The 13,391-nt window shown below is 63.0% G+C and carries 11 protein-coding genes; 5 read left to right on the top strand and 6 right to left on the bottom strand.

Annotated features, from left to right (window positions below; translation table 11 throughout):
- Positions 1 to 7: 7 nt before the first annotated feature.
- Genes gap through secG form a run of 4 tightly spaced genes read left to right on the top strand, consistent with a single transcriptional unit; the run spans position 8 to position 3,316 of the window.
- The gene (gap, locus tag GC119_RS02005) at positions 8 to 1,012 is read left to right on the top strand and encodes a type I glyceraldehyde-3-phosphate dehydrogenase (protein ID WP_070572636.1); all 1,005 of its coding nucleotides are present in this window, start codon (positions 8 to 10) and stop codon (positions 1,010 to 1,012) included.
- A 25-nt stretch (positions 1,013 to 1,037) separates the two neighbouring features.
- Positions 1,038 to 2,258 carry a phosphoglycerate kinase gene (locus GC119_RS02000; RefSeq protein WP_151952305.1) on the top strand — a complete coding sequence of 407 codons (1,221 nt, stop codon included), beginning with the start codon at positions 1,038 to 1,040 and terminating at the stop codon, positions 2,256 to 2,258.
- Between the two features lie 10 nt (positions 2,259 to 2,268).
- Positions 2,269 to 3,060 carry a triose-phosphate isomerase gene (gene tpiA / locus GC119_RS01995; RefSeq protein ID WP_070776886.1) on the top strand — a complete coding sequence of 264 codons (792 nt, stop codon included), beginning with the start codon at positions 2,269 to 2,271 and terminating at the stop codon, positions 3,058 to 3,060.
- Between the two features lie 13 nt (positions 3,061 to 3,073).
- Complete coding sequence (gene secG / locus GC119_RS01990) at positions 3,074 to 3,316, top strand: preprotein translocase subunit SecG (RefSeq protein ID WP_070572641.1); 243 nt, start codon at positions 3,074 to 3,076, stop codon at positions 3,314 to 3,316.
- 211 nt (positions 3,317 to 3,527) lie between these two features.
- On the opposite strand, the gene GC119_RS01985 is transcribed toward secG, so the two are convergent.
- The 4 genes from GC119_RS01985 to tkt form a co-directional block, all read right to left on the bottom strand.
- On the bottom strand, positions 3,528 to 5,189 hold the full coding sequence (locus GC119_RS01985) for an alanine/glycine:cation symporter family protein (RefSeq protein WP_226829176.1): 1,662 nt from the start codon (positions 5,187 to 5,189) through the stop codon (positions 3,528 to 3,530).
- 153 nt (positions 5,190 to 5,342) lie between these two features.
- A complete protein-coding gene (locus tag GC119_RS01980; protein WP_151952304.1) occupies positions 5,343 to 6,950 on the bottom strand; it encodes a glucose-6-phosphate isomerase in 1,608 nt (535 codons plus the stop codon).
- A complete protein-coding gene (gene tal, locus GC119_RS01975; RefSeq protein ID WP_151952303.1) occupies positions 6,947 to 8,038 on the bottom strand; it encodes a transaldolase in 1,092 nt (363 codons plus the stop codon). The genes GC119_RS01980 and tal overlap by 4 nt, the downstream gene beginning before the upstream one ends.
- The gene (gene tkt / locus GC119_RS01970) at positions 8,035 to 10,116 is read right to left on the bottom strand and encodes a transketolase (protein WP_070776890.1); all 2,082 of its coding nucleotides are present in this window, start codon (positions 10,114 to 10,116) and stop codon (positions 8,035 to 8,037) included. The genes tal and tkt overlap by 4 nt, the downstream gene beginning before the upstream one ends.
- Before the next feature lie 152 nt (positions 10,117 to 10,268).
- On the opposite strand from tkt, the gene GC119_RS01965 reads away from it, so the two are divergent.
- Positions 10,269 to 11,243, top strand: a complete 975-nt coding sequence (locus tag GC119_RS01965) for a heme o synthase (protein WP_151952302.1) — start codon at positions 10,269 to 10,271, stop codon at positions 11,241 to 11,243.
- A 109-nt stretch (positions 11,244 to 11,352) separates the two neighbouring features.
- On the opposite strand, the gene GC119_RS01960 is transcribed toward GC119_RS01965, so the two are convergent.
- Complete coding sequence (locus GC119_RS01960; RefSeq protein ID WP_070777372.1) at positions 11,353 to 11,985, bottom strand: histidine phosphatase family protein; 633 nt, start codon at positions 11,983 to 11,985, stop codon at positions 11,353 to 11,355.
- Positions 11,985 to 13,391, bottom strand: a complete 1,407-nt coding sequence (locus GC119_RS01955) for an MFS transporter (RefSeq protein WP_151952301.1) — start codon at positions 13,389 to 13,391, stop codon at positions 11,985 to 11,987. Before GC119_RS01955 ends, GC119_RS01960 begins: the two co-directional genes overlap by 1 nt.

The raw sequence follows: 13,391 nt of genomic DNA, 5'->3' as shown, positions 1-13,391 counted from the left end.
AGACACCATGACAGTCCGCATCGGAATCAACGGCTTCGGCCGCATCGGCCGTTCCGTTCTGCGCCAGATCCTCGCCGGAAGCACTTCACTCGAAGTGGTTGCCGTCAATGACCTCACCGACAACGCCAGCCTCGCCCATCTCTTCCGCTATGACACCGTGTGGGGTCGGTTCGGCGGGACCGTAGAGCACACTGACGATTCGCTCATCATCGACGGCAAGTCGATTCACGCCAGCGCCCACAAAGACCCGTCCGACATCCCTTGGGGAGAGCTCGGGGTCGACATCGTCATCGAAGCCACCGGCAAGTTCCGCAAGCGCGATCAGGCGCAGAAGCACATCGACGCCGGCGCTGAGAAGGTCCTGCTGTCGGCACCGGGCAAAAAAGACGACGGCATGTTCGTCATGGGCGTCAACCACGAAGAATTCGACCCGCAGAAGCATCACGTGTTCTCCAACGCGTCCTGCACCACCAACTGCTTGGCCCCGCTGGCAAAAGTCCTTCACGAAGAGTTCGGCATCGAATCCGGGATCATGACTACGATCCACGCCTACACCGGTGGTCAGGCCCTCGTTGACGGCCCGCACAAAGATCTGCGCCGAGCACGTGCCGCCGCGGTCAACATCGTGCCGACCACCACCGGCGCGGCCAATGCCGTCGGCAAGGTTCTGCCTGAGCTCAAAGGCAGGCTCGACGGCTTCGCCGTCCGCGTTCCGGTTGTCACGGGATCTCTCGTCGACCTGACCTTCCTGCCGAGCAGGAGCGTCACCGTCGACGAAGTCAACGCCGCGGTCAAGAAGGCCGCGGAAGGCTCCCTCAAGGGCATTCTGGGCTACACGGAAGACCCAATCGTGTCATCGGACATCGTCATGGAAGACCGTTCGTCGATTTTCGACGCTCAGCTGACCCGCAAAGTCGGCGACCAGATCAAGGTGGTCTCCTGGTACGACAATGAATGGGGCTATTCCGAACGCCTGGTCGACCTGACAGACTATGTTGCCGAACGGCTCTGAGTTCCGGCACCGAGAAAAGGACACTATGCAGACTCTCACCAACCCGAGTGACTTCGCCGGCAAGCGCGTCATCGTCCGCTCCGATCTCAACGTCCCGATGGACGGCGACACAATCACCGACCGCGGTCGGATCGAGGCCTCCGCGCCGACCATCGCATCTCTTGCAGAAGCGGGTGCGCGCGTCATCGTCATTGCCCACCTGGGCCGACCCAAGGGAGAGCCGAACCCCGAATTCAGCCTTGGCCCGGTGGCGCCGGTCCTGACGGAGGCCATCGGCCGTCCGGTGCAGTTCGCCGCGGACACCGTGGGCGAAGACGCTCAGGCCCGCGTCGCTGCACTGGCTGATGGTGAGGTGCTGCTTTTGGAGAACCTGCGCTTCAACCCGGGCGAAACTTCGAAGGACGACGCCGAGCGCGCTGCTTTTGCCGATCAGCTGGCAGCTCTGGGCGACGTCTTCGTCTCTGACGGCTTCGGCGTGGTCCACCGCAAACAGGCAAGCGTCTACGACCTTCCCGCACGACTCCCGCACTATGCCGGGGGGCTCGTCGCGGCTGAAGTCGAAGTCAGCGAACGTCTGCTGCATGATCCTGAGCGGCCCTACGCTGTTGTTCTCGGCGGCTCGAAGGTCTCCGACAAGCTCGGCGTCATCGATTCGCTCATCGACCGGGCTGACTCGCTGCTGATCGGCGGCGGCATGGTCTTCACCTTCCTCAAAGCGCAGGGCTGCAAGGTCGGCTCGTCGCTGCTGGAAGAAGACCAGATCGACACCGTCCGGGGATACCTGGAAAAGGCAGAAAAAGCCGGCGTCGACATCGTCCTGCCCACTGACATCGTCATGGCCGAGAAGTTCGGGGCTGACGCGGACCACTGGGTTGCGTCCGTCGACGCTTTGGAAGGCACTCCGGCCGGTGCCGACGCTATGGGGCTCGACATCGGGCCCGAATCCGCAGCGCACTTCGCAGAGATCATCAAGAAGGCAAAGACGGTGTTCTGGAACGGCCCCATGGGCGTATTCGAGATCCCTGCCTTCGCTGCGGGCACCAAAGCGGTAGCCGAGGCGCTGACGACAGTTCACGGATCTGAAGCCGACGGCCGCCTCACAGTTGTCGGCGGGGGAGACTCCGCGGCAGCAGTGCGCTCCCTGGGCTTTTCCGAAGCCGACTTCGGCCACATCTCCACCGGGGGCGGCGCGAGCCTGGAATACCTCGAAGGCAAAGAACTCCCCGGACTGACAGCACTCAACTGAAAGCACACCAATGACCCGCAAACCACTCCTGGCCGGCAACTGGAAGATGAACAACGATCATCTCGAGGCGATCGCCTCGGTCCAGAAGCTGGCATGGTCGCTGCGCGATGCGCGTTTCGACGGATCGACCGCTGACATTGCGGTGATCCCTCCGTTCACCGACATCCGTTCGGTGCAGACCCTCGTTCAGGCCGATAAGATCCCTGTGTCCTATGGCGCGCAGGACCTTTCGGCTCATGACGAAGGCGCTTTCACCGGCGAGATCAGCGGACGCTTCCTCAATCAGCTCGGCTGTCAGTACGTTGTCGTCGGACACTCTGAAAGGCGAGCACATCACGGTGAGGACGACGAAATCATTGGCCAGAAGGTTCGGGCGGCTCGTCGCCACGGGCTGGCCCCGATCCTCTGCGTGGGCGAACCACAGGACGTGCGCGCCGCGGGCACGCACATCGAATACACCCTGGCTCAGGTTTCCGGGGCACTTGAAGGCCAATCGGCAGACGAACTCGAAGGCCTTGTCATCGCATATGAGCCGGTTTGGGCGATCGGCACGGGAGAAACTGCGACGGCTGATGACGCCGGGACGATGGCGACGGCCGTGCGCGGACTGCTGAGCGACACCTACGGTGATGGATTCGCGCAGTTGGTGCGACTCCTCTACGGAGGGTCGGTCAACCAGGACAACGTCGGGGACATCATGCGCCAGTCAGACGTCGACGGTGCGCTGGTCGGAGGGGCGAGTTTGGACCCGACTGGCTTCGCCGCACTGTGCAAGACCGCTGTCCGCGCTTCGGCTGACTGATAGGATATTCGGCGTGACTATTCTGACGTGGATTCTGACTGGCGTGCTCGTGCTCTCGAGCTTCATTCTTGTGCTGTTCATTCTTCTGCACAAAGGCAAGGGCGGCGGCATGTCCGATATGTTCGGCGGCGGTATGAGCTCTAACCTCGGTTCGTCCGGCGTCGCCGAAGGCAACCTCAACAGGTTCACCGCGCTGACGGCGATTGTGTGGGTTGCCTGCATTGTGCTTCTGGGACTCATCGTCCGCTTCCAGTAGGACCTAAGCCGCGCATAGGCGCCGCTGCCGCAACGGCAGCGGCGCTTTTTGTGCAGATGCGGAATCAGACGGATGCGCAGTGCGATGCGTGTTTGCGCCTATTGCCCCGTATCCAGATCCTGTCGGCATCATGACTGAGGGCCTCGCAGCCATACGCTGCGAGGCCCTCAGTCGCTGCGGCATACTGACGTCCGCTGCGTAAAGCTGCTGTCTACAGCTTGGTGTGTTTGTCTTCGCGTCCTTCGCGACGGTCAGCGGTGATCTTTCGGAATGCCCGGCGAACGCGCGACTGCTTCTCGCCTTCTGCTTTCAGGCGGGCGTCTTCTTCCTTGATCTGCTGCTGTGTCGGTTCGTGATCGCGCAGACCGACCTGCAGGTCTTCTGGGATCTCGTCGAGAGTTCCGGCCTTGACGCGGGCACGGTAGGTCCAGATCTCCTTCTTGGTCCTGCGCGCCAGGAAGTAGATTCCCAGCAGGTTCGGGAAGGCCATGATGAACAGCGTGGCGTCAGAAATGCCGACGACGCTCTCAAGGGTCATAGCCGAACCGACGACGACGGCCAGGATCCACACGATGTGGAAGCCCCGAACGGCTGCGCGGCTCTTCTTGGTGAGGAAGCCGATGGCAACCTCGCCGTAGTAGGCGTAGGACAGAACCGTCGAGAAGCCGAACAGAATCGCCGCAACGGTGACAAAGATCGGGAACCACGAGGAAACAGTGGCGAACGCTTCGGTGGTCAGGACAATGCCGTCGCCGCTTGCGTCACCCTGGTAGACGCCGGTGATCGTGATGGCAAGGCCCGTCAGGGTGCAGACGACGACGGAGTCGACGAACGGCTCCCACAGTGCAGTGAAGCCTTCAGTCGCCGGCTCGCGAGTCTTCACGGCCGCGTGGGCCATACCGGCGGTGCCGACACCGCCGACGTTTGAGAACAGTGCTCGCTGAATGCCGACAATGGCAACGCCGACGATGCCACCGGATACGCCCTCACCTGTGAACGCGCCGGTGAAGATAGCGCCGACAGCGCCCGGCAGGTGCTGAATGTTGATGACGATGATGATGAGAACACAGGCTACGTAGAGGACGCCCATGAGGGGAGTGATGGCGGAGGTCCACTGTGCGATGCGGCTGATGCCGCCGAGGATGACGGCACCGCTGAGAATGGCAAGGATCAGGCCGATGAGCCACAGACGGCCCGCGAAGAAGGAGTCTTCGCCGCCGGTGGCGTTCTGCACGAGCATCGCAACCTGGTTGGCCTGGAACAGGTTGCCGGCACCGAACACGCCGATGAGGGTTGCGGCGGCGTAGAAGTAGCCGAGGAACGAACCGAAGCGCGGCATGCCCTTTTCGCGCAGACCGTTGCGCAGGTAGTACATGGGGCCGCCGATGGTTTCGCCCTTGGCGTCGACCTCGCGATACTTCACACCGAGAGTGGCTTCAACCATCTTCATGGTCATGGCAAGGAGGCCGAAGATGATGATCCACAGGACTGCGCCGGGGCCGCCGATGGTGATGGCGACGGCCACACCGGCGATGTTGCCCAGCCCGACCGTTCCCGAAAGCTCAGTCGCAAGTGCTTGGAAAGAGGACACCTGGCCGGGGTCGGTCTTGCGGGTCAGCCGACCCTGAATCACCTTGTAGGAGTATTTGAGGCCCGTGATGGGCTGGAACCGCAGGTAGACGGTCAGGAAGATCGCGCCGGCCATCAGCCAGACGACGATGAGCGGAATCTCAACGCCGCCGACGCTCGGTGCGTAGAAGACGACCTTGTTGAGCCAGTCTGAGAACGGGCCCAGGATGCTCTGAATAGTCGCGTCGACGGACTCGAGTGAGCCCCCTTGTGCCAGGACTTCTGGTTGTGAACCAGAGATCATAATCTCTCCGAAGATCGGGTACATGGTCTCGGCCGTGGAGTCATAGAGTTACAGTGATCCGCGGCATGCATATACCCTAGGGCAATTGCAGAGCGAATGCACAAGTGCCGGTCAGAAAGTCTCTGCTTCCTTTCCTCCAGTCCGAGGCTTCCCCTATCCTTTCAGTCCGAGTGAGCGCTCCAGCTGTGTCCATCCGTCGGTGCGCAGGTGCAGGCGAACGACGGGACGTCCCGCGCGGCGGAGTGCATCCGCATCGCCGTCGGCTTGTGCGCTGAGCAGCTGTGCAAAAGAGCAGTCGGCACCGGGAACTGCGAGGTCTTCGCCCGCAGGGTCGGCGGTGATCTGGATGAAGGCCCCATTGTTCCGCCCGCCCTTGTGGTACTGCCCGGTGGAGTGCAGATAGGCCGGCCCGAAGCCGAAGGTGGTGACAAGTCCGGTCAGGCGGAAAACTGCTTCGCGCAGCGCCTCGATCGCAGCAAAGCGCTCCGGGTCGACAAAAGCCTGGACGGCTACGTATCCGAACTCGGGAACGGCACCGGCCAGGGCCTGAACGGTCCCGCTGATGCTGCGCACGCTGGCCAGCGCGTGCTCATTGCCGTAGACGTCGATGTTTTCGTAGCTGAACACAAGGTCCATGCCGTGAACCGCTTCGGGATCTGCAAGGGCGGCCCGGGCGGAGGCTTTGGCGGATTCAACGTCGGGTTGGTCAAAGGGATCGACGGCCGTGGAGAAAGCCAGAAGGGCGGTTGTGAATTCCCACAGGTAGAGCGCAGCTCCGAGCTCGGCCGTGACTGTGGCCATGTGGCCGGATACGGGCGCAGGAAGCTCCGTGCTGTCTTCGCCGTCCAGGGCGAGTTGGACAATGCTGACGTCCGGCCCGGCCTTCTGGATGAGATCGGAGTTCGGGTCTGCAACGGCAATCGGCAGAAGCCCCCTGCCGTCCTTGCCGAGCGATTCGCCTACGAGCTGCTCGATCCATGCACCCAAACCGACGCCGGTCTGGTCCGCCAGAACGAGCTTGTCGACATCGCGAGCGTGAGCGCTGGAGAGGAACGCCGCCAGTTCAACCGCGGGGTTGTCGTCGTCACGGCCGAGCACAGCGGCACTCTGCGCAGCCGCCTCCAGCAGCGGTCGCGGATCGCCGCCGGCCAAAACGGCGGGGACAAGGCCGAAGGCGGTGAGTGCCGAATAGCGCCCGCCGACATCGGCCGGGGTCGTGAAGACCGCGGTGAAGCGCTCGAGGTCGTTCAGCTGTGAACCGGGGTCTGTAATGGCGATGACCCGTTCGGCGGGGTCGAGGCCGGCGTCGGCGCAGGCGGCCTCAAAAGCGGCAAGGTGTGAGCGGGTTTCGACCGTTGTGCCTGATTTCGATGCGACGATCAGTCCCGTGTGCTTGAGGTCGTCGCCGAAAGCCCGGTGCACAGCGGCGGGTGCCGTGCTCGTCAGAAAGGTGAGCTCCACCTCGAGAGCGCGAGCGATAACGGCCGCTCCCAGCGACGATCCGCCCATGCCGGACAGGACAAAACGGTGCACACCGCTTTTGGCCAGTTCGCGGCGCAGCTCTTCGGCGCGAGCGATTTCGGGGTGTTCGACTTTCGGCAGTTCCACCCAGCCAAGGCGATTCTCAGCTGTGGCAGCGCAGGAATCGCCCCACAGCTGAGAATCGCGGGCGGCCAGGCGTGACGCAGCACGAGCCTCAGTGAGGACCTTCAGTTCATGATCGTAGGACTCGTGGGAGGCAGGGGAGAGGACGACCTTCATCGCAGACCCGCCTCGACCGTCTGTACGAGCTCGGCCCAGCTGTCGTCGAACTTCTGCAGGCCCTCGTCTTCAAGCACCCGCATGACGTCCGCGTAGTCGATGCCTTCGGAAGCCAGCGCATCGAGCACGCTGTTGGCTTCGGCTGCAGTGCCGGTGACGGCATCACCCTTGTCGTGGCCGTGTTCGGCGTAGGCGCGCAGGGTCTTCTCCGGCATTGTGTTGACGGTTCCGGGGGCCGTGAGCTCTTCGACGTAGAGCGTGTCGCGGTACTCGGGGTTCTTCGTGCCGGTTGAGGCCCACAGCGGTCTCTGCCGGTTGGCACCGGCTGCTTCGAGAACGGCAAAGCGCTCGGAGCTGAACTGCTCTTCGGCAATGCGGTAGGCAGCACGGCAGTTGGCGATTCCGGCCTTTCCGCGCAGAGCCAGAGCCGCGTCGGTGCCTATGTTCTCCAGGCGCTTGTCCACTTCTGTGTCCACGCGGGACACGAAGATCGATGCCACGGAGTGGATGGTGCCGAGGTCGTGGCCTGCTTCGCGCGCCCTTTCGAGCCCGTTGATGTACGCCTCGACCACCCTGCGGTAGCGATCAAGCGAGAAGATGAGGGTGACATTGACGCTGATTCCCTCAGCGGTGACCGCGGTGATGGCCCGCAGGCCCTCGGGTGTGGCGGGAATCTTGATCATGACGCCTGGGCGGTCGATCATGCGGTGAAGCTTCAGCGCGCACTTGACCGTTCCCTCGGCATCGTGGGCAAGCGTCGGCGGGACTTCGATGGACACGCGGCCGTCGCGGCCGTCCGTGGCGTCGTAGACAGGTTTGAGGATGTCGCAGGCCAGAGCGACATCGCGCACGGTGAGCGCATCCACAGCATCCTCTGTCGAAGTGCCGCTGGCCTTGAGCTCGCTCAGCTGGTCTGCGTAGCCGCTTCCCTCGGCAAGTGCTGCCGCGAAGATTGTCGGATTGGTCGTCACTCCGACAACGGAGTCTTCTGCCACGGACTGCGCGAGCGAGCCGGATTCAATGCGAGTGCGCGAAAGGTCGTCCAGCCAGATGGAAATGCCGTTCTTGCTCAGGGTCTGAAGGTTCACTGTTCCTCCTTGGCGGCGCGGATGGATTCGCGTGCGGCGGTGACGACCGCGTCGGCCGTGATGCCGAACTCTTGGTAGAGGCGCTTGTAGTCGGCTGAAGCTCCGAAGTGTTCGAGCGAAACAGCGCGGCCGTCCGTGCCGAGGTAGCGGTGCCAGCTCATTGCCGAGCCGGCTTCGACCGAGACGCGTGCCCGCAGGGTCGGAGGCAGAACGCTGTCGCGGTAGTCGCGGGGCTGAGCGTCGAACCATTCGTGGCTGGGCATCGAGACGACGCGCACCGCAGTGCCGTCGTGGCGCAGCTGCGCAGCCGCTTCGAGCGCCAGCTGAACTTCTGAGCCGGTGGCCATGAGGATGACCTCGGGTTCTGGATCGTCAGACAGAACGTAGGCGCCCTTGGCGGTGTTCTCCGCGCCGGCGAGTTCTGTCCGGTCGAGTACGGGCAGATTCTGGCGCGACAGCACAAGACCGGAGGGCCCGTCGGTGCGCTGGAGGATCTTCAGCCACGCGCAGACGGTTTCGTTGGCGTCAGCGGGTCGCACCACGTCGAGTCCCGGAATTGCGCGCAGGGCGCTTAAGTGCTCAACCGGCTGGTGGGTCGGGCCGTCTTCGCCAAGGCCGATGGAGTCATGGGTCCACACGAAGATGTTCGGCAGGTTCTGCAGTGCAGCCAGGCGGACAGCAGCCCGCTGGTAGTCGGAGAACACGAGGAAGGTGCCCGAGTACGGCCGGGTGGGCCCGTGCAGGGCGATGCCGTTGCAGATCAGCCCTGCGGCGAACTCGCGAACACCGAAGTGCAGGTTGCGGCCGTATTCGGTGCCGCGGAACATTTCCGAAGAGCGATCTTCTGGGAGGAATGATGGATCATTCTTGATGAGGGTGTTGTTCGAACCGGCGAGGTCAGAAGATCCGCCCCACAGTTCGGGCATCGCTGCGCCGAGTGCCTGAAGAACCTGACCGGAAGCTGCGCGCGTCGCAATTCCCTTGTCGTCTGCTTCGAAAGTCGGCAGCGTGTCTGTGAGGCCTTCGGGCAGTTCGCGCGCCTGCAGACGGCCGTACAGCGTCGCGGCTTCGGGGTTGGCGCTGCGCCACTGCTGGAAGCGCTCGTTCCAGTCTCGCTGTGCTTCGCGGCCGCGCTCTGCGGCCTTGCGGGTGTAGTCGAGAACCTCCGGGGCGATGGCGAACTTCTCTTCAGGGTCGAAGCCCAGCAGCCGTTTGGTCTGGGCGATCTCGTCGTCACCGAGCGCAGCACCGTGCGCAGCTCCCGTGTTCTGAGCGTTCGGGGCCGGCCAGGCGATGATGGTCGACAGGCGAATGAAGGACGGACGGTCGTCTTCCTTGGCCGCTTCCACTGCGAGGTGGAGGGCGTCGAGATCTTCGAGGTAGGTGCCGTCTTCCTTGACCCAGGAAACGTGCTGGGTGTGCCAGCCGTAGGCTGCGTAGCGTGCCTCGACGTCTTCGGTGAACGCGATCGAAGTGTCGTCTTCAATGGAGATGCGGTTGTCGTCCCAGATGACGATGAGGTTGCTCAGACGCTGAGTGCCCGCAAGCGATGAAGCTTCGCCGGATACGCCCTCCTGGAGGTCGCCATCACCGGCGATGACGAAGATGCTGTGGTCGAAAACGCTTTCGCTCTTCGGTGTTTCGGGGTCGAACAGACCGCGTTCGCGCCGTGCCGCCATAGCCATGCCGACAGCGCTTGCAATGCCGGAGCCAAGCGGGCCCGTGGTGATTTCAACGCCCGCGGTGTGCCCCACCTCGGGGTGGCCGGGGGTGAGCGAACCCCATTGGCGCAGCTGCTTGATGTCGTCAAGTTCCAGCCCGTAGCCGGTGAGGAACAGCTGAATGTACTGCGTAAGGCTGGCGTGTCCCGCTGACAGAACGAAGCGGTCGCGGCCGATCCAGTTCGGATCGGCCGGGCTGTGGGTCATCGCATACTGGTACAGGTAGTGCGCGGCGGGTGCGAGGCTCATAGCGGTGCCGGGGTGGCCGTTGCCGGCAGCCTGAACGGCATCAGCGGCGAGAAGTCGAGCAGTGTTGACAGCAGCCTGGTCTTCGGCAGACCAGTTCAGCGAGCTCATGCGAAGGTTCCTCCTGTTGACGTGCGTCCACACCAACTGTAACGGGCGCGCACACCGGGTGAGAGCTGGTATTCACAGGAACAGCCGATAGAATGAGCGGACGCTGGGAGAATCCAGTGAGAACAACCGCGTCGACTACAGGAAGTGAATGCGTGAGCGCTCATCAGCAGCACCAAGCAGAACGACCGCTGCAGCGTCTTCGGGATGAACAGCGACCGGCTGCTTCGGTTGAGAACCGCAGCCGCTTCATGGCCTTTGTCTCACTGACCAAACCCCGCGTCATCGAACTGCTGCTGGTCACGACAGCGCCGGTGATGTTCCTTGCCGAACGCGGACTGCCCAATCTTTGGCTCATCGTCGCCACCCTCATCGGCGGTTCGGCCGCCGCCGCGTCAGCTTCGGTGTTCAACTCGATTTTCGACCGCGACATCGACGCCCGCATGGCCCGGACCGAAACCCGCCCCCTTGTCACCGGCGAAATCTCGGTGAAAGAAGCGACGATCTTCGCGTTCTCACTGGGCATCGGCTCGATTCTGTGGATGGGCGGCTTCACCAACTGGGTTGCGGCTGGCCTGACCGCCGCTGCGATCCTCCTGTACGCGGTCTTCTACACCATGGTCCTCAAACGCCGCACCACCCAGAACATCGTCTGGGGAGGCGCGGCAGGCTGCATGCCGGTCTTCATCGGCTGGTCTGCCGTCACCGGTTCGCTTGACTGGGCGCCCGTTGCGCTTTTCCTCGTGGTGTTCTTCTGGACCCCGCCGCACTACTGGCCGCTGGCCATCAAATACAAGGCCGACTATGAAGCCGCCGATGTTCCGATGTTGCCCAACAAGGTGCCGCCGAAGACCGTCGGCGTGCAGATGATCGGCTACACGGTGGCGATGATCGTTGCATCTTTGGCTGTCATCCCGCTGGCGCCCATGGGCCCGCTGTACACGGTTGTCGCCCTGGGCTCGGGCGCTTGGTTCATGTGGGAGTGCATCACCTTCCTCAAGCGCGCAAAGCAGGGGCTGAGCGGAACGCAGCTGAAGGCCATGCGCGTTTTCCACGGATCCATCACCTACCTTTCGATTCTGTTCCTGGCAGTTGCAATCGATCCGTTCCTCAATCCGTTCCTCGGCTGATTCCTGACTGCAGAACAGCGGGGCCGGTGAGAAATTTCTCACCGGCCCCGCTGTTCTGTGTCTGCCCGATCTGTGCTCTTAACGTACACGGCAGCGGGCGGTTGGACTCCTAGCGGTAGGTCAGCAGTCTGCCGGTGCAGTGGGCCGTTTGGTTGAAGCTCACGAGGTTCACGCCCTGTCTGCCGGCAGCGAGGGTCGTCACACCGGTGTTGGCGGCAACCCGGCACAGCTTCACCCACGTTTCGACTGTGCCGTCGATGAGCGCGGTCGCCAGCTGCGAGATCACTCCGGCGGAACTGAAGACAACGCTCGTGCCCGGCACAGCCGCAAGCTCAGTCAGCGCCTCGTCGGCTGCGCGAGCGAACTCACGGTAGGCGCTGCGATGCTGCGCTTCGGTGGCCCACAGGCGCATGCCGACTTCGATTCTCTTCTGGAACTCTGTCGCCGAAATGATGTCGTCTGAGTAGCCCGCCAGGCTCAGCAGACAGTCGCTGTCGTATTCATTCCAGCGTGCATCTGCTGTCACATCGGCCGTCCAGCCGGCGGCCGATTTCGCCAGTTGCGCGGTGTGCGTCTGCCTTTCGAGGCTGCCGGTGATGATCCGCGCTGGTTCAGCCGGAAGATGCTCACGTAAGTAGGCGCCGAGCGCCGTGGCCTGTGCGCGGCCGACTTCGGAGAGCCGATCGTACACCGGCTCTCCGAAGCTCGCCTGTCCGTGACGGACCAAGAGGATGGTCGGCATCAGATTCTGTTGAGGTCGATGCCCTTGGCCTCGGGCATGATGAGCACAGCGATGAGCGTGGAAACACACAGTGCAACGATGTACGCGCTTGAGAGCCACGCCATGTTGATGTCGATTGCCAAAGCGTTGAGGTACGGTGCCGAACCGCCGAAGACTGCGACAGAAACGGAGTAGGCGAAGCCCAGCGCCTGTGTGCGGTACTTGGTGGGGAAGGCCTCGGACATGACGGAGGCCAGAAGCGCGCCGGACATGGCGACGACCACCAGCGACACCGTCGAAGCAACCAGCAGAGTCCACGGTTCCGAGCTGATGAGCATCATCATCGGGAACTGGAGGACCATCATGCCGATCGCGAAGCCGAACAGCACCGGCTTGCGGCCGACTTTATCGGAAAGCAGACCCCACAGCGGCAGAGCTGCCAGCGCAATGGTCTGCGATACGCACACCACGAGGTATGCCTGGGCCGGTTCCATTCCGTGCTGAGTGATCGCATAGGTCGAAACATAGGAGCTCCAGGTGTAGTGCGCAGCCGTAATGCCTGACACGAAGGCGATGATGAGGATGACCGTCTTCCACACCGCGTGCGTTGTGACGGGATGCGGTGCATCTGCGGGTGCTTCGGCTGCTGCGGATCTGACGGTGTCGGCGGCAGGGTGTGCGAGATCAGCCGCGTCGGCCGGGATGTCGTCATCGGAACTTTCGAAAACCTCGGATTCGAGCATTTCGCGGCGCATCCAGAGCACAACGAGAGCGAGCACACCGCCTGCGAGGAACGGCAGACGCCAGCCCCATGCCGAAACTGCTTCATCCGAAAGCACCGTGGTGAGAACCGTTCCGACGATATAGGCGAGGACCGATCCGGCGAAAATGGCGATGAAGGGAATTGATCCCCACATGCCGCGGCGTGCCGCGGGTGCGATCTCAGCGACGTAGGTGTTCGCCGCGGCCGACTCACCGCCGTGGGCAAAGCCCTGGACAATGCGGATCGCCAGGAGAAGAGCCGAAGCGCCGATGCCGATTGCGGCGTAGGTGGGCATGATTCCAATTGCGAATGATCCCGCGGCCATGGTCAGCATTGTGACCAGCAGAACGAACTTGCGGCCCTTCTTGTCTGCCAAGCGGCCGAAGACGAAACCGCCCAGAGGCCTAGCCAAGAACCCAACTGCGAATACCGCGAAGGTCGCCAGCAGGGCTGACACGGGGTCGGTCTGGTCGAACATCACCTTGGCGATGAACGGGGCGAAGACCGCATAGGACGACCACTCGTACCATTCGAGGATGTTGCCGACGGTTGAGGCCCGCACCGATTTTCTTGTAGCCCGATCAGCTTTGACACGGGAGGTCGGCAGCGACTGGGGGTACTGGCGAGGTGGTGTGTGAGCCTGCGACGTTGGAGGCTGGGACAT

It is taken from the genome of Brevibacterium sp. Marseille-P9724 (assembly GCF_902500275.1).
Classification (GTDB): domain Bacteria; phylum Actinomycetota; class Actinomycetes; order Actinomycetales; family Brevibacteriaceae; genus Brevibacterium.
Note: the sequence above shows the minus strand (reverse complement) of the source record. Positions and strands in the feature narration are given on the sequence as shown.

Excerpts from the sequence above, each read along its gene's own strand:
- gap (WP_070572636.1), top strand. The coding sequence starts at position 8 with ATGACAGTCCGCATCGGAATCAACGGCTTCGGCCGCATCGGCCGTTCC.
- GC119_RS02000 (WP_151952305.1), top strand. The coding sequence starts at position 1,038 with ATGCAGACTCTCACCAACCCGAGTGACTTCGCCGGCAAGCGCGTCATC.
- tpiA (WP_070776886.1), top strand. The coding sequence starts at position 2,269 with ATGACCCGCAAACCACTCCTGGCCGGCAACTGGAAGATGAACAACGAT.
- GC119_RS01985 (WP_226829176.1), bottom strand. The coding sequence starts at position 5,189 with ATGATCTCTGGTTCACAACCAGAAGTCCTGGCACAAGGGGGCTCACTC.
- GC119_RS01980 (WP_151952304.1), bottom strand. The coding sequence starts at position 6,950 with ATGAAGGTCGTCCTCTCCCCTGCCTCCCACGAGTCCTACGATCATGAA.
- tkt (WP_070776890.1), bottom strand. The coding sequence starts at position 10,116 with ATGAGCTCGCTGAACTGGTCTGCCGAAGACCAGGCTGCTGTCAACACT.
- GC119_RS01960 (WP_070777372.1), bottom strand. The coding sequence starts at position 11,985 with ATGCCGACCATCCTCTTGGTCCGTCACGGACAGGCGAGCTTCGGAGAG.
- GC119_RS01955 (WP_151952301.1), bottom strand. The coding sequence starts at position 13,391 with ATGTCCCAGCCTCCAACGTCGCAGGCTCACACACCACCTCGCCAGTAC.